General features: G+C 72.5%; 17 protein-coding genes. 7 read left to right on the forward strand and 10 right to left on the reverse strand.

Going from position 1 to position 19,592, the window contains the following annotated elements; all coding sequences use genetic code 11:
* Positions 1-7 precede the first annotated feature (7 nt).
* Positions 8-928, reverse strand: a complete 921-nt coding sequence (locus tag ACZ514_RS16290) for a SigB/SigF/SigG family RNA polymerase sigma factor (RefSeq protein WP_468164883.1) — start codon at positions 926-928, stop codon at positions 8-10.
* A 188-nt stretch (positions 929-1,116) separates the two neighbouring features.
* Between ACZ514_RS16290 and ACZ514_RS16295 the strand changes: the two genes are divergently transcribed.
* The 3 genes from ACZ514_RS16295 to ACZ514_RS16305 all read left to right on the forward strand — a co-directional run bounded on the left by ACZ514_RS16295 (position 1,117) and on the right by ACZ514_RS16305 (position 7,726).
* Positions 1,117-1,461: an STAS domain-containing protein gene (locus tag ACZ514_RS16295; RefSeq protein WP_468164882.1), complete on the forward strand. Its 345-nt coding sequence runs from the start codon at positions 1,117-1,119 to the stop codon at positions 1,459-1,461.
* 65 nt (positions 1,462-1,526) lie between these two features.
* Positions 1,527-5,312: a HAMP domain-containing protein gene (locus ACZ514_RS16300; protein WP_469125000.1), complete on the forward strand. Its 3,786-nt coding sequence runs from the start codon at positions 1,527-1,529 to the stop codon at positions 5,310-5,312.
* Positions 5,309-7,726, forward strand: coding sequence for a SpoIIE family protein phosphatase (locus tag ACZ514_RS16305; RefSeq protein ID WP_468164880.1), 2,418 nt, complete (start codon positions 5,309-5,311; stop codon positions 7,724-7,726). The genes ACZ514_RS16300 and ACZ514_RS16305 overlap by 4 nt, the downstream gene beginning before the upstream one ends.
* Before the next feature lie 18 nt (positions 7,727-7,744).
* On the opposite strand, the gene ACZ514_RS16310 is transcribed toward ACZ514_RS16305, so the two are convergent.
* The 7 genes from ACZ514_RS16310 to ACZ514_RS16340 all read right to left on the reverse strand — a co-directional run bounded on the left by ACZ514_RS16310 (position 7,745) and on the right by ACZ514_RS16340 (position 15,431).
* Positions 7,745-9,220: an MFS transporter gene (locus tag ACZ514_RS16310; protein ID WP_469125001.1), complete on the reverse strand. Its 1,476-nt coding sequence runs from the start codon at positions 9,218-9,220 to the stop codon at positions 7,745-7,747.
* 60 nt (positions 9,221-9,280) lie between these two features.
* Positions 9,281-9,703, reverse strand: coding sequence for a YjbQ family protein (locus ACZ514_RS16315; protein WP_468164876.1), 423 nt, complete (start codon positions 9,701-9,703; stop codon positions 9,281-9,283).
* Between the two features lie 17 nt (positions 9,704-9,720).
* Positions 9,721-10,983 carry a glycoside hydrolase family 26 protein gene (locus ACZ514_RS16320; RefSeq protein WP_469125002.1) on the reverse strand — a complete coding sequence of 421 codons (1,263 nt, stop codon included), beginning with the start codon at positions 10,981-10,983 and terminating at the stop codon, positions 9,721-9,723.
* Positions 10,984-11,178: 195 nt separating this feature from the next.
* A complete protein-coding gene (locus ACZ514_RS16325; protein ID WP_468164872.1) occupies positions 11,179-12,219 on the reverse strand; it encodes a vWA domain-containing protein in 1,041 nt (346 codons plus the stop codon).
* 84 nt (positions 12,220-12,303) lie between these two features.
* Positions 12,304-13,506, reverse strand: coding sequence for a serine hydrolase domain-containing protein (locus tag ACZ514_RS16330; RefSeq protein WP_469125003.1), 1,203 nt, complete (start codon positions 13,504-13,506; stop codon positions 12,304-12,306).
* Between the two features lie 174 nt (positions 13,507-13,680).
* Positions 13,681-14,796 carry a YncE family protein gene (locus tag ACZ514_RS16335; RefSeq protein WP_469125004.1) on the reverse strand — a complete coding sequence of 372 codons (1,116 nt, stop codon included), beginning with the start codon at positions 14,794-14,796 and terminating at the stop codon, positions 13,681-13,683.
* The gene (locus ACZ514_RS16340) at positions 14,793-15,431 is read right to left on the reverse strand and encodes an ankyrin repeat domain-containing protein (RefSeq protein WP_469125005.1); all 639 of its coding nucleotides are present in this window, start codon (positions 15,429-15,431) and stop codon (positions 14,793-14,795) included. The genes ACZ514_RS16335 and ACZ514_RS16340 overlap by 4 nt, the downstream gene beginning before the upstream one ends.
* A gap of 250 nt (positions 15,432-15,681) precedes the next feature.
* Here ACZ514_RS16340 and ACZ514_RS16345 point away from each other — a divergent pair, with 250 nt between their 5' ends.
* Positions 15,682-16,332, forward strand: a complete 651-nt coding sequence (locus ACZ514_RS16345) for a maleylpyruvate isomerase family mycothiol-dependent enzyme (RefSeq protein ID WP_469125006.1) — start codon at positions 15,682-15,684, stop codon at positions 16,330-16,332.
* 33 nt (positions 16,333-16,365) lie between these two features.
* Here ACZ514_RS16345 and ACZ514_RS16350 read toward each other — a convergent pair whose 3' ends face one another.
* On the reverse strand, positions 16,366-16,752 hold the full coding sequence (locus ACZ514_RS16350) for a MerR family transcriptional regulator (protein WP_468164862.1): 387 nt from the start codon (positions 16,750-16,752) through the stop codon (positions 16,366-16,368).
* Between the two features lie 137 nt (positions 16,753-16,889).
* On the opposite strand from ACZ514_RS16350, the gene ACZ514_RS16355 reads away from it, so the two are divergent.
* The 3 genes from ACZ514_RS16355 to ACZ514_RS16365 all read left to right on the forward strand — a co-directional run bounded on the left by ACZ514_RS16355 (position 16,890) and on the right by ACZ514_RS16365 (position 18,474).
* Positions 16,890-17,555 carry a class II aldolase/adducin family protein gene (locus ACZ514_RS16355; RefSeq protein ID WP_469125007.1) on the forward strand — a complete coding sequence of 222 codons (666 nt, stop codon included), beginning with the start codon at positions 16,890-16,892 and terminating at the stop codon, positions 17,553-17,555.
* Positions 17,552-17,992: a carboxymuconolactone decarboxylase family protein gene (locus ACZ514_RS16360; protein WP_468164858.1), complete on the forward strand. Its 441-nt coding sequence runs from the start codon at positions 17,552-17,554 to the stop codon at positions 17,990-17,992. Before ACZ514_RS16355 ends, ACZ514_RS16360 begins: the two co-directional genes overlap by 4 nt.
* A 182-nt stretch (positions 17,993-18,174) precedes the next feature.
* On the forward strand, positions 18,175-18,474 hold the full coding sequence (locus ACZ514_RS16365; RefSeq protein WP_468699309.1) for a hypothetical protein: 300 nt from the start codon (positions 18,175-18,177) through the stop codon (positions 18,472-18,474).
* A gap of 425 nt (positions 18,475-18,899) precedes the next feature.
* Here ACZ514_RS16365 and ACZ514_RS16370 read toward each other — a convergent pair whose 3' ends face one another.
* Positions 18,900-19,577, reverse strand: coding sequence for a hypothetical protein (locus ACZ514_RS16370; RefSeq protein WP_469125008.1), 678 nt, complete (start codon positions 19,575-19,577; stop codon positions 18,900-18,902).
* Between the last annotated feature and the right edge of the window lie 15 nt (positions 19,578-19,592).

A 19,592-nucleotide genomic window follows, 5' to 3' on the forward strand; every position in this document is an offset into this window, starting at 1 on the left:
ATGACTCCTACGGGGTGAGCATCCCGGCGCGCAGCCGGGCCAGGGTCCGCGAGAGCAGCCGCGAGACCTGCATCTGGGAGATGCCGAGCTCGGCGCCGATCTCGGCCTGGGTCTTGTCCTGGCCGAACCGCATGCTCAGGATCAGCCGGTCGCGGGGCGAGAGTTCCCGCAGCAGCGGAGCCAGGGTGTGGAAGTCCTCGAACAGCTCCATGGCGGGATCGAGTTCACCGAGCTTCTCCGCCAGCGCGCGGGCGGGGCGGCCGGTGCCCTGGGCCTCCTCCGTCTCGCCCGCGTCGAGGGAGCCGCTGGTGTAGCCGTTGGCGGCGACCAGGCCGTCTATCACCTCTTCCTCGGACAGCCCGAGGTGGTGGGCGACCTCCTTGACCGTCGGAGCCCGGCCCAGGGTGTCGGTGAGCGCCTCCTGCGCCTTGGCCAGCTCGGAGCGCAGCTCCTGGAGCCGGCGCGGGACGTGGACGGCCCACGTGGTGTCGCGGAAGTGCCGCTTGATCTCGCCCGTGATGTACGGCAGCGCCAGCGTGGAGAACTCCACCTCGCGCTCGGGGTCGTAACGGTCGATGGCCTTGATCAGGCCGATCGTGCCGACCTGGACGATGTCGTCCATGTCCAGCCCCCCGCCGGCCGCCCGTGCCCGGAAACGGCGGGCGGCGAACTGCACGAGGGAGAGATTCATCTCAATCAGGGTGTTGCGCGCGTACTGGTACTCCCGCGTCCCCTCCTCCAGGGAACGCAGCCTCCCGAAGAACAGCCTGGACAGCTCCCTGGCGTCCCCGGGCGCGACCTCCCGGGGCTGCTCCACGAGGGGGAGCAGGGTGTCCGACGGAGGCTCGGCGCCCGTTGCGGGGGCGCATGCCGGAGCCGTGTGATCCGTCGCACGAGCGGGGCGTGTGAATTCGGCCGAACGAAGCATGGTGGCCGTTCCCTCCCTGTTGTCGATGGCTGCCGCTGCCCCCCTGCCCCGAGATCCGCGTCCTACACGGTCCCGGCGAAGAGTTTTCCTCCGCGGGACCTGCCGCGCGGCGGCGGCGTCGTCCCCGGGGGATCGAGGATGCATACTCCCTTGCGGAACCAGTGCATGTGAAATCCGGGGAGGCGGACATGACCGGGGCAGAGGAAACGCGGGGCGACGGCGTGGTCGAGGCCAGTTACCCGGCGGGACAGGGCTGGGTCGTAGCGGCGCGCGGGGAATTGGACCAGGACACCCTGGCCTCGCTCGAGGAGGCGCTGACCGCCGCGGCGGACCGGCATCGGGTGGTGGTCCTGGACGCGAGTTCCGTCACATTCGGCGACTCCTCCTTCCTCAACCTGCTCCTGCGGGTGCACCGCAGGACCGGGCTCCGGATCGCCTGTCCGGGCGACCAGCTGCGTCGCCTGTTCGCCCTGACCGGGGCCGATACGGTCCTCTCGCTCCACTCCGATCTGGAGGGCGCCCTTGCCTCGTGAGGCCGGTGGACTCCTGGCGCGGGGTTAGCCTTCAACCGGCAGTGACGGCGAGAGTGAGGTTGGCGATGGCTGAGCGGACTGGCGCGGTACCGGGCGGAGCGCCAGTGGTACCGGGTGAGGGCGGTATCACGGAGTCGGAGCTGCGGCTGCTGCTGGCGGGCCTGACGGCCGTACGGGACGGGGATTTCCGCACCCGGCTGCCCGACGCCGCGGAAGGCCTGCTCGGGGAGATCGCCACCGTCTTCAACGGGATGGTCAACCAGCTCTCGCTGTTCACGTCCGAGGTGACGAGGGTCGCCCGCGAGGTTGGCACCGAGGGGTCGCTGGGCGGCCAGGCCGAGGTCCCCGGGGTCAGCGGCGCCTGGCTGGACCTCACGGATTCGGTCAATTTCATGGCCGGAAACCTCACTGACCAGGTCCGCAACATCGCCCACGTCGCGACGGCCGTCGCCAAGGGCGACCTCTCCCAGCGCATCACCGTCACCGCGCGCGGGGAGATCCTGGAGCTGAAGACCACCATCAACACGATGGTCGACCAACTGTCCGCGTTCGCCGACGAGGTGACGCGCGTGGCCCGCGAGGTCGGCACCGAGGGCAACCTCGGCGGCCAGGCGACGGTCCGGGGCGTCTCCGGGACGTGGAAGGACCTCACCGACAACGTCAACGTCATGGCGTCCAACCTGACGGGCCAGGTGCGCTCCATCGCCCAGGTCGCCACCGCCGTCGCCCGCGGCGACCTGTCGCAGAAGATCACGGTGGAGGCGAAGGGCGAGGTCGCCGCGCTGGCCGGCGTCATCAACACGATGGTCGACACGCTGTCCGCGTTCGCCGACGAGGTGACGCGCGTGGCCCGTGAGGTCGGCACCGAGGGACGCCTCGGCGGCCAGGCCCGGGTCCCGAACGTGGCGGGCACCTGGAAGGACCTCACCGACAACGTCAACTCCATGGCCAACAACCTCACCGGCCAGGTCCGCAACATCGCGCTCGTCACGACGGCCGTCGCCAACGGCGACCTGTCGAAGAAGATCGACGTGGACGCCCGCGGCGAGATCCTGGAGCTGAAGACCACCATCAACACGATGGTCGACCAGCTCTCGTCCTTTGCCGCCGAGGTCACGCGCGTGGCCCGCGAGGTCGGCAGCGAGGGCAGACTCGGCGGCCAGGCCGAGGTCGAGGGCGTCTCCGGCACCTGGAAGCGGCTCACCGAGAACGTCAACGAACTCGCCGGGAACCTCACCCGCCAGGTACGGGCGATCGCCGCCGTCACCAGCGCCGTCGCCGAGGGCGACCTCACGCGTTCGATCACCGTGGACGCGCCGGGCGAGGTCGGGGACCTCAAGGACAACATCAACTCCATGGTGGGCTCCCTGCGGGAGACCACCCGCGCCAACCAGGAGCAGGACTGGCTCAAGTCCAACCTGGCGCGGATCTCCGGTCTGATGCAGGGCCACCGGGACCTCGGGGCCGTCGCCGAACTGGTCATGGACGAACTGACCCCGCTGGTGGCCGCCCAGTACGGCGCCTTCTACCTGGCCGAGGACACCCCCCAGGGCACGATGCTGTCCCTCGTCGGCTCGTACGGACGCTCCGCGTCCGACGGAGTGGCCGTCCGCTTCGCGCTCGGTGACTCGCTCGTCGGCCAGGCGGCCCGCAGCCGCCGGACCATCGCGACCGACGAGGTCCCCGCCGACTACATCGTCTCGTCCGGGCTCGGGCACACCACGCCCGGCAGCCTGATGATCCTGCCGATCGTCGTCGACGACCAGGTCCTCGGGGTCATCGAACTCGCCTCGTTCTCCGCTTTCACCCCGGTCCACCGCGACTTCCTCAGCCAGTTGATGGAGACCATCGGCGTCAACGTCAACACCATCGTCGCCAACGCCCGCACCGACGAACTCCTCGAGGAGTCCCAGCGCCTGACCGCCGAGCTCCAGGCCCGCTCCGCCGAACTGCAGGACCAGCAGGAGGAGTTGCAGCGCTCGAACGCGGAACTGGAAGAGAAGGCCGCCCTGCTGGCGAGCCAGAACAGTGACATCGAGGCCAAGAACCTGCAGATCGAACAGGCCCGGCAGGAACTCGAGGACCGCGCCCAGCAGCTGTCGCTCGCCTCCAAGTACAAGTCGGAGTTCCTGGCGAACATGAGCCACGAGCTGCGCACCCCGCTCAACAGCCTGCTCATCCTCGCGCAGCTCCTGGCCCAGAACCCGACCCGCAACCTCACCCCGAAGCAGGTCGAGTACGCGGGCATCATCCACTCCGCCGGTTCCGACCTGCTCCAGCTGATCAACGACATCCTCGACCTCTCCAAGGTCGAGGCCGGCAAGATGGACATCCACCTCGAAAAGGTCCACCTGCCGCACCTGCTCGACTACGTCGAAGCCACCTTCCGGCCGATGACCACGCAGAAGAGCCTCGACTTCACCGTCACCACCGCCCCCGACACCCCCGCCGACCTGCTCACCGACGACGCCAGGCTGCGCCAGATCCTGCGCAACCTGCTCTCGAACGCCGTCAAGTTCACCGAGCGCGGCAGGGTCGAACTCCGCATCGAACGGGCCTCCGAGGCGGAGATCCCCACCGGACTGGTCCGGCACGGCGGCATGATGGCCTTCCGCGTGCGCGACACGGGCATCGGCATCCCCGAGCAGCAGCTGGAATCCGTGTTCGGCGCCTTCCAGCAGGCCGACGGCACCACGAGCCGCAAGTACGGGGGCACCGGGCTCGGCCTCTCCATCACCCGCGAGATCGCCCAGCTGCTGGGCGGGGCCGTGGCGGCCGAGAGCACCCCCGGCCAGGGCAGCACCTTCACCCTGTACCTCCCGGTCACCCACACGGACCCCGAGGGGAGCCCGGCGGCCCTCACCGCCACCCCGGAGCCCGCGCCCAGCGGCCCCGTCAAGGAACTCCCCGCCCCGCGGCACGGCAGCGACGGCCCGAGCAGGCCCGCGCGCCAGCGCCAGGGCCGCCGCCTCCTCGTCATCGAGGAACGCCCGAGCGGCCTGCTCTCCCTCGTCGCGGAGAGCGCCGAGCGCGACCTCGTACCGCGCCACGGCGGGAACGGCGCGCAGCCGGGCATCCAGGTCGTCGGCGCCACCAGCTCGCGCGAAGCCGCCGCGGCACTGGCCTCCGAGCCGTTCCACTGCGTCGTCCTCGAACTCGGCATGCCCGACGGCGAAGCCCTGCGCTTCCTCGACGCCCTGGACGGGGACCCGGCGCTCAGCTCCCTGCCGGTCCTCGCCCACAACAACCCGCGCCTGGACAACGGCCAGGAGAAGGCCCTGCGGCAGCGGGCGGCGTCCCGCCGGCTGGAACTGCTGACCAGCCTGGACGAGCTCCGCGAACGCATCGTCCTGCACCTGTCCACCGAGCGGCCCGGCGAGCTGCCGGCGCTCGTCAACGGGACGGCGGAGGCCGAGCCCGCCCACCCGCTCCCCGACGGGGACCTCGCGGGACGCACCGTCCTCGTCGTCGACGACGACGCGCGCAACCTGTTCGCCCTCAGCGGCATCCTCGAACTCCACGGCATGCAGGTCCTCCACGCCGAGAACGGCCGCAAGGGCATCGAGACGCTCACCCGCAACCCCGAGGTGGACCTCATCCTGATGGACGTGATGATGCCCGAGCTGGACGGATACGCCGCGACCGCGGAGATCCGCCGCATGCCCGCGCACGCCGACCTGCCCATCATCGCCGTCACCGCCAAGGCCATGCCCGGTGACCGGGAGAAGAGCCTCGCGGCCGGGGCCAGCGACTACGTGACCAAGCCCGTGGATGCCGACGACCTCATCGGCCGGGTCCGGCACTGGCTGACGGCGCCGGGCCGCCAGGACGAGGGAGCGGCAGTACGGTGATCCCTTCCGAGACCTCCCATTCCCCCGCGGAACGATCGCCCGGGACGCCCGCCGGGAACCGCCCGCCGCCCGCCCTGCCCAGGCAGACCGCCACGCCCCTGGGGCGGCTCGTCGCCACGGTCGAACGCCTGCGCCGGGAGGTGCGCGAGGCGCACGCGGCCGCCGACGGCCGGGCCCTGGTCGAACTGGCCAAGGGAATCCTGATGGGGCGCCTGGACTGCACCCCCGCCGCCGCGGCCCACCAGCTCGAAGAGCTGTGCCGGGAGGCCGGGCTCTCGCCCCTCGAACTCGCCGCCGACATCGTCAACCAGGCGGCCCGCGACCACGTCACCGAGGTCGCCGCCGAGTTCGTCGAACGGGCCGCGACCGCCGGGCCGGCCCCGCGCACCTCCGACGTCGCGGTACGCCTGCGCACCGCCGAGAGCGGCGTCCTCGCCTCCGCCGACACCCAGGCCGTCGCGGAATCACTGCTGGCCAACGCGCTGACCCCGCTGGGTGCGGTCGCCGTGGCGGTGTGGGCCGCGGCCCCCGACGGCTCACTGACCCTCGCGGGCCACGCCGGGTTCCCCGCCGAGGAGGCCTCCCGCTGGCGTCACGTGCCCCCGGGAGTGGCGACCGTGCCCCGCCTCGCCCTGCGCGAACGCGCCACGGTCACCCTCGCCGACCTGCGGGGCGAGGGCATTCCCTCGATCGGGCGCCCGCAGTGGCCCGACGGCGGCCGGATGGCCGTCCCGGCCGGGACCGGCGGACGCGTGCACGGCGTACTCGAAGTGTGCTGGCCCGACCCGCTGCCGCCGCAGCCGCCGCAGATCCAGCGCCAGGTCGAGGCGCTGGCCGAGCTGTGCGCCCACACCCTGGACACGGCGGTCGCGCCCGAGGCCGAGGCGCCGCACGGCTTCCTCCCCGACGTCTCGGAGCTGATCGCCCTCGCCGAGGGGCTGCACGACCCCACCATCATCCTGACCCCGGTACTCGATCCGGACGGCCGCCTGGCCGACTTCCGCATCCGCCACGTGAACACCCGCTTCGTCGACCCCGTGGGCCGGACGAGCGGTGACGTCAACGGTGCGCTGCTGCTGGAGGCCTACCCGATGGCCGCGGGGGAGAACGGCCTCTTCGAGAGCATCGAACGGGTACACGCCACCGGTGAACCGTTCCGCGCCGAGCGCGTGAGCCTGACGGCGCTCGTCGACCAGATCCCGCTGACCTCGGTCGCGGACATCAGCGTCAGCCGTCACGGCGCCGCGGTCCTGCTGATCTGGCGCATCGAGGACGAGACCGCCCGGCTGGCGAACCTGCTTCAGCACGCCCAGCGCCTGGGCCGCATCGGCGGATTCGAGGAGAACTTCGGCACCGGAGAGATCAGCTGGAACTCCGAGCTCTACGCCCTCCACGGGCTGCCGAGCACCGCCTCGCCCGTCCCGCTGCGGAACCTGCCCGACTACGCCCACCCCGACGACGCCGCGGCCCTCGGCCGGTTCCTGCGCGCCGTGATGCGCTACCGCCGTCCCGCCTCCGTCAACCTGCGCCTGCGACGCTCGGACGGCATCCTCCGTCACATCCGGGTCGTCGCCGAGCCCGTGCTCGACTCGGGTCAGCGCCTGCACGCCGTCCGCGGCGCCTACCAGGACATCTCCGCGCAGCACTGGACCGAGGTGGCCCTCGCCGCCACGCGCGACCAGCTGGCCCTGACGGAGGCGGAGTCCGCCGAACGCAACCGGCTCGCCCTCCAGCTCCAGCACGCCATCATGCCCCCGCACCACCACATCGAGGCGCCGGGGCTGAGGGTCGCCGTACGCTACCGGCCCGCGGAGACCGAGTCGCTGGTCGGCGGGGACTGGTACGACACGCTCGTCCTGCCCTCGGGCCTCATCATGCTGTCGGTCGGCGACGTCGCGGGCCACGGCATCGAGGCGGCCACCGGGATGGTCGTCCTGCGCAACGCCCTGCGCGGCCTGGCCGTGACCGGAGCCGGCCCCGCGCAGCTGATGTCCTGGCTCAACACGGTCACCCACCACCTGACCAAGCAGGTCACCGCCACCGCCGTCTGCGGCCTCTACGATCCGCGGACCCGCGTCATGCGCTGGGCGCGTGCCGGGCACCTGCCGCCCGTACTGGTCAGGAAGGGCGAGGCCGGCGCCCTGCCCCTCATCGACGGACTGCTGCTGGGCGCGCTGCCCGACGTCACGTACGCCGAGCAGGAGGTCCGGCTCGAACCGCAGGACACCCTGCTGATGTTCACGGACGGCCTGGTCGAGCGCCGGGACGCCTCGGTACAGGACTCCCTGGCCCACCTGCTGGGGACGGTCGCCTCGGGGGCCGACGACCTGGACGGCCGCCTCGACGGGCTGCTCACCGAGAGCTGGTCCGACACCGACGACGACACCTGCGTGATCGGCGTCCAGGTCGACTGACGTACGGCCGGGGGGGGCTCAGGCGGTGTCGGACCGCGCGGAGAGCGGGGCGGCGATCCGCTCCAGCGAGCGCCCCTCGGCCGCCACCGCGAAGAACGCGGCGACCACCCCCGCGGCGACCATCAACGCCGCCCCGACGCAGAACGCCACGACGGTGTCGGCGCGGACGCCGCTCGAGGTGAGGTCGGCGAAGACCAGCGGCCCGGAGATGCCGCCGGCCGCGGTGCCGATCGCGTAGAAGAACGCGATCGCCATCGCCCGCGTCTCCATCGGGAAGATCTCGCTCACGGTCAGGTACGCCGAACTCGCCCCGGCCGAGGCGAAGAAGAGCACCGCGCACCAGCACGCCGTCATCGTCACCGCGGTGAGGCGGTCGGCGCCGAACAGCCATGCCGTGGCGAACAGCAGCAGCCCCGACAGCACGTACGTGCCCGCGATCATCGGACGGCGGCCGACGGTGTCGAAGAACCTGCCGAGGACGAGCGGCCCGAGGAAGTTGCCGAAGGCGATGACGGCGAAGTAGTAGCCGGTGACGCCGCTGGAGACGTCGAAGAAGCGGATCAGGATGGTGCCGAAGCCGAAGGTGATGGCGTTGTAGAGGAACGCCTGTCCGACGAACAGCGACAGACCGAGGACGGCGCGCCGCGGGTAGGACCGGAAGACGGTGCGGGCGATCCGTCCGAAGCCGATGCTCCGGTGCGGGGTGACGGTGATCGCCTCGTCCGCCTCCGGCAGCGGCACCCCCTTCTCGGCCTCCACCTGCCGTTCGACCTCGCCGACGAGTTCCTCGGCCTCCCGGGCCCTGCCGTGCATGAACATCCAGCGGGGGCTCTCCGGCACGTGGCGCCGGACGAGCAGGATGACCAGCCCCAGGACCACGCCGAGCGCGAAGGTGAGCCGCCAGCCCAGCCAGGCCGGGAACACGTCCGTGTCGAGTGCGACCACGGACAGCAGCGCGCCCGCGACGGCGCCGAGCCAGAAGCTGCCGTTGATGATCAGATCGACCCGTCCCCGGTACTTGCTCGGGATCAGCTCGTCGATCGCGGAGTTGATGGCGGCGTACTCGCCGCCGATGCCGAACCCGGTGAGGAAGCGGAAGAGGAAGAACCACCAGGAGGAGAAGGAGAGGGCGGTGAGGGCGGTCGCGGCGAGGTAGAGGGCGAGGGTGACCAGGAAGAGCTTCTTGCGGCCGAAGAGATCGGTCAGCCGCCCGAACACCAGCGCTCCCGCACACGCCCCGGCGACGTAGAGCGCCGCGGCGACGCCGGTGACCTGGGCGTCGGTGACGGACAGGCCGCTCCCGTCCTCGGAGAGGCGTCCGGCGATGTTGCCGACGATCGTGACCTCGAGGCCGTCGAGGATCCACACGGTGCCCAGCCCGACCACGATCATCCAGTGCCACCGTGACCAGGGCAGGCGGTCCAGCCGCGCGGGCACCCGTGTGGTGACCGTCCCCGTATCCCGACTTCCGACGCGACCCCCGAGCTCAGTCATGCACGCGCTGTTGCCCGCCGCCGGGCACCCCAAACCGCCACGGGGGCCGAACGGGTGGGCTCAGCCGAGGAACGACAGCCGTACGGTACGGCGGGGGTTGTCGCGGTTGGTGTCCACCAGGACGACCGACTGCCAGGTGCCCAGCGCCAGTTCACCGCCGACCACCGGCAGGGTGGCGTGCGGCGGTACGAACGCCGGGAGCACGTGGTCGCGGCCGTGGCCGGGGGAGCCGTGCCGGTGCCGCCAGCGGTCGTCGGCGGGCAGCAGTGTCCGCAGGGCGTCCAGCAGGTCGTCGTCGCTGCCCGCACCCGTCTCGATGACGGCGAGCCCGGCCGTCGCGTGCGGGGTGAACACGTTGAGGAGCCCGTCGCGCCCGCGCGCGACGTCGCGCAGGAAGCCGGAGCAGGCCGCGGTCAGATCGTGGACGGTCTCCGCGGAGCCGGTGGTGACGTCGATCGTCCGTGTGGTGAAGGTGTCCGTCATCCCTCCATCCTCCCCGGTCAGCACCGGGGCCCCCGGCGCGGCCCCTCGCCGGGCCGCGGCCCGGGCCGGGGCGGCACGCCGTGGGAGAACGGGTGGACCTCACCGCGGGGGAGGGCGCCCAGCGGCTCGCGCGGAAGGAGCGCCGGGCTCCCGCCGGAACCGGCGGAGTCGCCCCCGGCGGTACCGGACCCCACCGCCTCGCCACCGGCACGCCCGGGGGCCCCTGCGCCGGCCCCGACAGCCGTACCGGGGAGAGCGCCCGAGTGCGGCGGCCCGGCCGCCGGCCGCCGGCCCCGGCCGGCCGACAGCGACTCGCGGAACACCCGGGAGGAACGCGGGTTCTTCCCGCACTGCCACACGCCGTGCGGGCAGTAGTCGCTGATGCTGTGGTAGAGCGGCTTCTGCTTGGCGATCCACGTCAGCATCCGCCGCATGTAGTCGGGGTTGTCGCCGTTGCGGAACAGCCCCCACTCGGGGTACGAGATCCGCTTGCCGTGCTCCCTCGCGAAGTCGACCTGGTGCTGGAGGCCGTACGGCTGGCTGATCTGCTCGTGGAAGGTGTTCCCGGGAGGCTGGTCGTAGGAGTCCATGCCGATGATGTCGACCACGTCGTCCCCGGGATAGCACTCGGTCCAGGGGATCGCGTCGATGCCCCGGTTGGGAGCGAAGTCGAAGCGGAACCGCTGCCCCTTCACGGAGCGCATGGCGCCCACGATGTTGCGCCAGTACTGCTTCCAGGCCTCCGGCTCCGGGCTGCACCGGTGGGTGTAGTTGAAACCGTTCATCTCCCAGCCGAGCACGATCACGGTGTCCCGCAGCCCGAGCGAGACCAGGCGCTCGGCCAGCCGCCGGAAGTGGTGGTCGTACGCGCCGTCCGCGCCGGAGCCGAGCAGCTCGGCGATCCGGTCTTCGGGGACCCCGGCCTCGTTCCGGTCCAGCATCGGCACGTTGAGGACGAACAACCGGTCGGCCCTCTGCTTGCGCCACCGCGCCCAGGCGTCGAGGGAATTGGGCAGGCCCTCGATGTTCGCCCAGGTGTCGCCGGGCAGGTAGGTGTGCCCGGCGCGCAGGTCGGCCCCGCCGAGCCAGCGCGAGAGCCCCCGCATCCTGTCGACGCCGGGAGAGCCGTAGTGGAGGTACGCGCCCACCGCGATCCCCTTGTCGGCGCCGCCGCCGGCGCCCTGGTGCGGGGCGGGGGCGGGGGCGCCCCCGGTGGCGAGCAGCACGACGGCGGCCGTGCTGAGGCAGGCGCCGGCCATCCAGCGGCCTCTACGGGACATGGCGTCTCCACAAGGTCTGCGAACGATGTGCTCGCCAGCGACGTTAGGCACGCCACCCCGCGACGGCCCGCCGGGTGTCCCGATCCTGGACCATTAGCGGTAGCGGGCCGCCGCCGCTTGCGCCGACAGGGTGACGGCGGCCGGGGCCGCCCGCCACCCCCTACGGCGGCCCGGGGGACGGCCGGGTGCCCGGCCTCAGACCATGAGCAGCAGCCGCGTCTGCGGTACCAGCTTCCGGTTGACACTGGTGCTCTGCACGAAGATCGTGAAGTCGTCGTTGTGGTCGGGCTTGACGCGGACCTCCGCGTCGGGCAGGCCGAGCAGGGCGCGGGCCTCCGGTCCCGTGTACACGCGGTCCGTCTTCTTCTCCAGCACCGCTATCTGCTTGCGCGCCTGCACCTTTTCCGACTTGCTCAGCTGGTAGAAAGCGCAACCGGTGCGGTACGTGTGGCCGTTCTCGACCACCCATTCGCGGATCGCCGCGTCACGGGCCACCGGAATCAGCTGGTATTGCGACGGATCCACCGGGGTGAGGCCGGCCGCCTCGATGGCCTTCTTGTTCACGGCCTCACCGCCCGTGGAGAAAACGGCGCGCGATCCCCGGATTCCCTTGGTGCGGCCCACCATGAATTTCTCGGTGGCCTCCTGGATCACCTGTCCGGCGTCCTCGAGACCCTGGGTGCTCGTGGCGTCCCAGATGGCGATGTTGTCCTTCGGGAAGCCGCACTGCATGGCCTCGCGCTTGCCCATCTGGTCCGGCACCAGGACGGCGAGCGTCCAGTTGTCGTCCTGCGTCTCGATCATCTCGCCCACGGCCCGGACCAGTTGACGGGGGTCGCGGCCCGGGGCGCCGGGGCAGCGGTGGCTGGCGTTCTCCTGCCCGTCGGTCAGTACGAACGTCAGGAAGCTGTGGTCGCCGTAGAGTTGGGCGGTCTGCGCCAGCTCCCGCTGCGACTGCAGCGTGGCGGCCAGCAGGGCCGTCATTCCACCGGCACGGTACATCTGCTTCAGGGACGGCATGCGCAGCACGTCCTTGTCGTAGATGACGCACTCGACCTGGTTCGAGAACACGTACACCGTGACGCGGGTTTCCTGGTCCAATTCCTTCGAACGGCGGGCCAGATAGGCGATCTGCTGATCCGCGACGTCGACGACTTTCTGACTCAGGTGTGACATGGACGAACTGGCATCCAGCACGAGAGCAACGTGGTTGATGTAATTCTGGATTCCGGTCATGACCGCTCCCCCTCTTTCCGACGTGATGCTCCGATCCTCGCACCCGCCACTGACAACCGGCCTTCGGCGAGCGGTCCGGCGGCGTCAGTGACGGCCGTCGAGGAGCGCGCAGGCGAAGTCCTCCTGGACCGTGCGGAGCAGGGCGAGCAGGCCGGGCTTCTCGCGCTCGCTGGTCTGGGTGTTGACGGAGAACGTGAGGGAACGCGTGCCGTCGGGGGTGGTGGCGGCGAGCTGGGTGTAGCCGGGGAAGTTGCCGGTGTGGCCGTGGAGCACCCCGCAGCGGGTCGTGTACCGGAAGACCGCGAGTCCGGCGGCGTTGGTGCCGGGGCCGGCCGGCACGGAGGATCCGGCGGGACGGAACGCGAGCTGCTCCTTGCGGGTCTTCTCCGACAGCAGCGCGGGACCGCCGTACGCGCGGATGAAAGTGCCCAGTTCCCCGGGCGTCGAGACGATTCCGCCGGAGGCCCAGACCCCGGAGGTGCCGATGGCCTCGCTGACGTCCTCGCGCGCCGCGGGCGGGGTGACGTCGTAGCCGTGCAGGAACGGGCGCGGAAGGCGGTGGCCCAGGGGCAGGCTGGTCCGGCGCAGCCCGAGCGGGCGGTACACGAGCTCCGCGAGGAGGTCCTCGTAGCGGCGCCCGGTGGCGGCTTCGGCCATCAGGGCGACGGCGATGTTGTCGGAGTTGGAGTACGCGTACAGGGTGCCCGGCCGGAAGAGGAGCGGCTCGTCCGCGACGAAGCCGAGGAGCGCGCGCGGGTCGAAGACGTGGCGGGGGTCGGACCGGAGGATCCCCAGGAACGCGGGGTCGGCCGAGAAGTCGGGCAGACCGCTGGTGTGCTGGAGGAGCTGGCGCAGGGTCACCGGGTGCCAGGCGGCGGGCTGGGAGGGCAGCCGTTCGCCGATGGTGTCGTCGAGGGAGAGCAGACCCCGGTCGACGAGCCGGAGCGCGACGGCCCCGCTGTACGCCTTCGCGATGCTGGCGACGCGCATGTGGTCGTCGAGGTGCGGCGGGCGCCCGGTGGCGAGGTTTCCGACGCCGGCGGTGTACACCCTGGTGCGGCCGTCCCGGGTGAGCGCGGCGATCACCCCGGGCGGGCCGTCGTCCCGGGCGACGAGCCGTTCGAGCTGCCGCTGGAGGCGCTCGTCGCCGTACGGGGTGCCGCCGGCGGGCTCGGGGCCCGTGCCGGCCGCCTGCGCGGGCGGCAGGAGCGCCCCGAGCGCGGCGGCGGTGAGGGCGGCGGCCGACAGTGCGGCGCGGAGCCGGCGGGCGGAGGCGCGGGTGGGCACGTGTGTCTCCCGGTGTCGGTGGGACTTCGCAGGACAGGGCCTAACACCCCGGGCGGGCGTCCCGCGCCCGCGACGCGCGCGGCCGGGGCCGTCCGGCGGACACGGAGACCTCGTGCGGGGCGCGTGCGGACGGACCGGACCGATGCCCCGGCGGGCGGGCCGACGGGACGTCCCTCAGAGGACCGCGACGCCCAGGGGGCGGGTGCCGGCGGGGAGGCGGCGGACGGTGCCGTCGGAGAGGTCGACGACGCTCAGCCCGTTCCAGGAGCCGTCACGGGTGTAGCCGCCGGTGACGTACGCCGTCCGGCCGTCACGGGACACCGCGACGTCCTCGTGCGGGCCGTCCAGCGGGTACACGCGCTCGTCGCCGCCGGGTGACCTGACGGTGAGCGAGGGGCCCTCGCCCTCCTCCACGGCGCCGGTGCCGACCACGAGGAGCCGGCCGTCGGCGGTGACCGCGGTGCCGTGCTGGTGGGTGTCGGCCGTCATCGGCTCCACCGTGACCGTGCCGCTCCGGGGGTCCACCACGGCCAGCCGCTCGCCCTCGAACGGCAGCAGCAGCCGGCCGTCTCGGGGTCGGACGGCAGCGTAGTGCGGCTTCAGCCAGGAGCCGAGGCCGCCCCCGGTGCCGTACGGGGCGACCTCGACGCGGCGGGGCGCGAGGGTGCCGGCCGCGACCACCGTGACGTCGAAGGAGTCGTGGCCGGTCACGTACACCTCGCCGCCGTCGCGGGCGACGTCCACGTCGAAGGGGCGGCGGCCCACCGGCACGGTCGCGGTGACCTGGCGCGCCGTGGTGTCGATCACCTCGAGGACGCCCCGGCCGCCGGGCACGTTGACCCCGACGTAGGCGCGCGAGCCGTCCGGCGCCAGGGCGATGCCCATGCCGCCTCCCCGGTACTCGCCGGTGCCGGCGGGGCCCGTGTCCGTCGTGTACGGGATCCGGGTCACCCGGGCGCGGGTGCGGGTGTCGACCACGGCGACGCCCTCGGCGGTGGCGACCCAGGCGGTGCCGTCCGGACCGACGGCCAGTCCGTACGGGGCGGTGCCGACGGTGACGGAACCGACCGGGCCGCGCTCCGGATCGACGAAGGTGACGGTGTCGGCACCGAAGTCGGCGACGAGGAGGGTCCCCTCGGGGGTGGGGCGGCCGGCGGGCAGCGGGGTTCCGCCCGTCGCGGGCGCCGCGGCCGCCCCGCCCCCGGCGCCGGCCGTGACGCACCCGCCCAGCAGCGCGAGGAGGGCCGGCACGACGACGAGCACCGACCGGGTGCGGGCCCGGCGGCTCATCGCGGGCTCCGGCCGGGCCGGCCGCCGGCGCCGGACCCGTTCTGTGCCGCGCCCAGGATCCGGGCCGGCCCGTCGAAGCCGCGCCGCACCGCGTGCTCGTACGCGGTCACGCCCTCGGAGTCGGCGAGCCACGGGTCCGCTCCGGCGGCGAGCAGCAGCCGGACGACCTCCTCGTGGCGGGGGCCGCCGTCGCCGAGGATGACCGCCTCCAGCAGCGCGGTCCAGCCGAGCCGGTTGACGTGGTCGACGTCGATGTCCGTCTCCGCCAGCACGGCCCGGACGTATCCGACGTGGCCCCGTTCGGCGGCCGCGATGAGGGAGATCCCGCCGAACCGGTTGGGGCGCGTCAGGTCGGGCCCCGCCGCGAGGAGGACCCGCATCATGCGGACGCTGCCGGTGACCCCGGTCACCAGCCAGGGGCTGTCCGCGCGGGAGTCGGGTGCGTCGGGGTCGGCTCCGGCGGCCACCAGGACCTCGGCCACGCGGACGTGGCCGCCGAGTACGGCGAGCAGCAGCGGTGTGCGCAGGTCCTCGTCCCGGGCCTCCGGAGCGGCGCCGGCCAGGAGGGCGGCGCGCACCGCGTCGGCGTCACCGGCCTTGGCGGCATCGAGGAGTGATCGGTCGTGCGGGTTCATGTCTCCATCGTGGGCCCGGCCGCCCCGGCGGACGGTCGCCCCGCCGTCCCTTCCCGGCCACCCGCCCGGCCGACGCGCCCGTCATCCGATCGGCCGATCCGTCCCGTCCCGCCGCCGGCTGTACGCGTGCGCCCCCGCCCCGGGGGCGGCCCGTCCCCGCCGGAACGGCCGACGTCCATAACGGCTGGTGCTGGAGGGCAGAAGAACCCTCTATTGGCCCTGCGCGCCGACCCCGAGCAGGCTTGTCCCCATGCGGAGCGAGACGGAACCCAAGGACCGGCAGGCGGGCGTCAAGGCCGCCATAGCCGCGGAACGCCGCGATCTGGCGGACCTGTTCGACGGCCTGGGGGCCGCCGAGTGGAACGCGCCCAGCCTGTGCGAGCGGTGGACGGTCCGTGAGGTCGTCGCCCACATGTCGATGGGCTTCCGGCTCTCCCTGCCGGCGATCCTGGGCGAACTGGTCAGGGCACGGGGCGGCCTCCACCGCATGACCGACCGCGTCGCGCGCCGCGACGCCGCCGCCCACTCGGCCGCGGAGCTCAGTGCCTTCCTCCGGGACAACGCCCACCACCCCTGGACGCCGCCGGTCGGCGGGTTCCGCGCGGCCCTCGGGCACGACGTGGTCCACGGGCTGGACGTCACGACCGCCCTGGGGCACGACCGGCGGGTCCCCGGGGACCGGCTGCGCATCCTGCTCGACGACATCAGGCCCAGCGGCCTGCGGTTCTTCGGCGTCGACCTCACCGGAGTGCGGCTGAGCGCCGAGGACACGGACTGGTCGTACGGGACCGGCACCCCGGTGTACGGGGCCGCCCAGGACCTCCTCCTGCTCGCCTTCGGCCGCCGCCTGCCGCCCGGGCGCCTGCGCGGTGAGGCGGCCGGCCGTTTCACCGGCCGCTGAGGCCCGTACGAGGTCCGCGCGCGGCCGGACGGGTCAGGGCGTCGGGTCCGGTGCCCGCCACGCCGCCATCTGCTCGCGGAACTTCGGACACCTGACGATGTCCTCCTCGCCGCACTGCACGGCGTGCGTCATGAGCTGGTGGGCGTGGTCGAGATCGACCATGCGCTGCTCGATCTCCGTGATCTTGGCACGGATCATCGCCTGCCTGCGCGGCTGTTCACGCTGGAACTCCCGGATCTCCGCCAGTGTCAGTCCGGCCTGCTGGCACGTGCGGAGCACCGTGATCCGCTCGGCCGCCTCCGGTGGATAGCGCCGTTGGCCGCTCTGGCGTTCCGGAGGGGGGAGCAGGCCGTGCCGCTCCCAGTACCGGATCGCCGAGGCGGGCACTCCGGTGATCTCGGCGAGTTGGCCGATCGTCATGCGCACGTCCGGTCCTCCTGGCTCCCGTCGGGTCTCACCCGGGCATTTGACTTGAACCTTAGTTCAAGTTGAAGAGTGGTTCCCACGTGGACGGCGGCCGACGAGCGGCCGCCGCCGGCAGATTCCGGGAGACACGCATGACGGGAACACGTGGAACACACGAGCGGGCGCACGCCCTGGTGAAGGCCGCCGAGGGGCTGTTCGCGGCGGGGGTGATGTCCCACTCCGGGCACGCCAACCTCAGCGCGCGGCTCGACGGCGAACGCCTCCTGCTGACCCCGGGCTTCGTCCGCGGGGTGCGGCCCGAGGACCTGGCGACCGTCGGATTCGACGGAAAGGTCCTCGAGGGCGAACTGCAGTCCGTCAGCGCCGAGATCATCGCCATGCACAGCGTCGTCTATGCGGCACGCCCCCACGTGGGCGCCATCATCCACACGCACTCGCCCGCCGCGACCGCCTTCGCGGTGGCGAACCGGCCGTTGCCCTGCCGCACCGAACCCATGCTGCGCTTCGGCCAGGCGGAGGAGGTGCCGGTGGTCCCCTGGGGCCCTCGGGGGTCGGACGTGTCGGTGCGCGGCATCGCCGACGTCCTGGAGCGGCGCCCCACGACCGCCGCCGTCCTGCTGGCCAACCACGGACTGCTGGTGTTCGGACCGGACCCCCTGGCCACCGCCCACCTGCTGGTGGCCATCGAGGAGAGCGCCGAGGCGGAGATCGCGGCAGCGGCGATCGGCGGAGCCGTGGACTTCCCCCCGGGCGCCCAGGAGGCCGTACGTGCCGCGATCACGAAGAGGGCGTCATGACGGACGACACGCCCGCCTCCCGCACGGAGGCGGTACGGGACCGCTACCGCTCCACGCTGGGAGCCGTCCCGGAGGGAGTGCAGGAGCGGCTGCGCCTCGCCGGCGACTTCGGGCGGCTCCCCACCGAGGAGGCCATCGCGGCGCTGCGGCACATCGTGCTGACGGACAGCCCCCTGGGAAGCCGGGTGCAGCAGCTCGTCCACTTCGGACAGCTGCTGGCCCTCGGCCGGGAACACCCCGCCCGGATCCACGCCCGGGGCGCGCTCCACGCCGGGGCGGCCATCACCGACCTCATCGGGGTCGCCGAGACCGCGCTCATCACGGCGGGCGTGCCGGCGTACGCACTGGGCACCGGGATCATCGCCGAACTCGCCCCGGGCGCACGGGAAACCGGAGACGCGCGGCCCGACGGCCCCCACGGCGCGGCGCGGTCCTGAGGGCGGGGGAGGGCAGCGCCGCTGCCCGCGACCCCGGCCCGGCGCCGGCTGACGGAGAGTCCGCGGGCCCGCTCCGAGCGGGCCCGCGGACTCTCCCCCCGGAATGCCGGCATGAGCGGGGCCGGCGCGGGGTATTCGCGGGCGGGCCGGGCAGCACCCACTCACGGAAAGGCGTACCCGCCATGACCCAGGACGACCCCACGCCGCCGGACGAGCCGCACGAGCCGACACCCGCGGAACGCGCTGCCCGCGACCGAGTACGGCGCCGCGCCGAGGGCATGACGCACCACCGGGCCGCCGAGGCCCTGGACGCGGCCAGGAAAGCGGCGGGCGACCTCGCGGCGGCGGACGGGGCGACGCGCGCCGAGGTGGCGGAATGGCAGCGGATCACCGACTCGCTCTTCGACCACGGAGGCCCCTACACGACGGAGGCCGACGCCTTCGTACAGGGCGAACTCACGGCCCGCCGCGCATCTCGCTAGCGGTCTGACCGCCGGCCTGCGCCGGGCCGGGCGGCGCGCGGTGTGCACATGCAGGCCGGTCCCGGCGGCGATCCGGGCATTCCGGCCGCCTGAGGCCGGCAGCTCGATGGTGGCGCGTTGTCGGGTCTGGTGCGGGGTCTTGTGGCCGTAAGGCGTCTTCTTCGGCCGGTGGCGCTCGGCAGCGGTGACGACCACGGGCACGGCGGAGCAGGCGGGCATCACGAACAAGCAGCCACATTCCCGGAACTCCGGACAACCGCCCTGCGGTGGCCCCGCCCACACTCGAGCCCCAGTCCAGCCCGCAGAAGACCCTCCAGCTCGGCGGTGAGGTCCTGGGCGGTGCGGCAGGTCGTCTCGGCCAGCATCCTCCTGTGCTCTTGCTCGGTACATGGATGCGCGCGTCCGCATCGTGGCAGACCTGGCGCTCAGCGCTCGATCCCGGGGGGCTTCAGCGCGATGCGCGGGGCCACCGCGTCGATCGCTCCGTGGCCGGTGAGAGCGCTGCGGGGCGCGGGGACGATGACGTGGCTCAGGTTCACGCCGGGAAGGAAGGGATTGGTCCGCACACCCTGCCCCTTCGCCTCGGGGGTCGCCGGGTTCAGCTCCTTGTAGCTGTTGGCCGTCGACAACCGGTCCACGATGTGCTTGTGCGCCTCCTTCTGGTCCTCGGGGACACCGATGGCGTGCAGCTTCATGGCGAATTCTTCAGGGGCCTTCCCGGTGTCGTTGTAGTCCTCCAGGCGTAGTTGGCAACGGACGGGGTCGTTGGCCATGAACGCATGCATCTCGGCGGGCAGGTTCTCGTTCACGGGCAGCGGTGTCACGAACTTGATCCCCTCCTTGCCGACGCTGGGGTTCCCCAGCAGTTCCGGAATCTCGATCCTGCCGAGTACCGAGCCCTTCGTGATATCTGCGGCGAAGCCGACCGCCATTCCTTCGGTCTCTTTGGCGTACCGCTTCGACAGGGTGTCCCAGGCCTCGCCATGGACGGTGTCCAGTTCGACTTCGTCGAAGTCGAAGTGCTGGGTGAGGGCAGCCAGGACGTTCGCGTTGCCGAGGCAGTACGAATTCAACTGGTGCCCCGCCGGAGTGTCCTCCAGCACTTGGAGGTTGCGTGA

It is taken from the genome of Streptomyces sp. NPDC034086 (assembly GCF_055575515.1).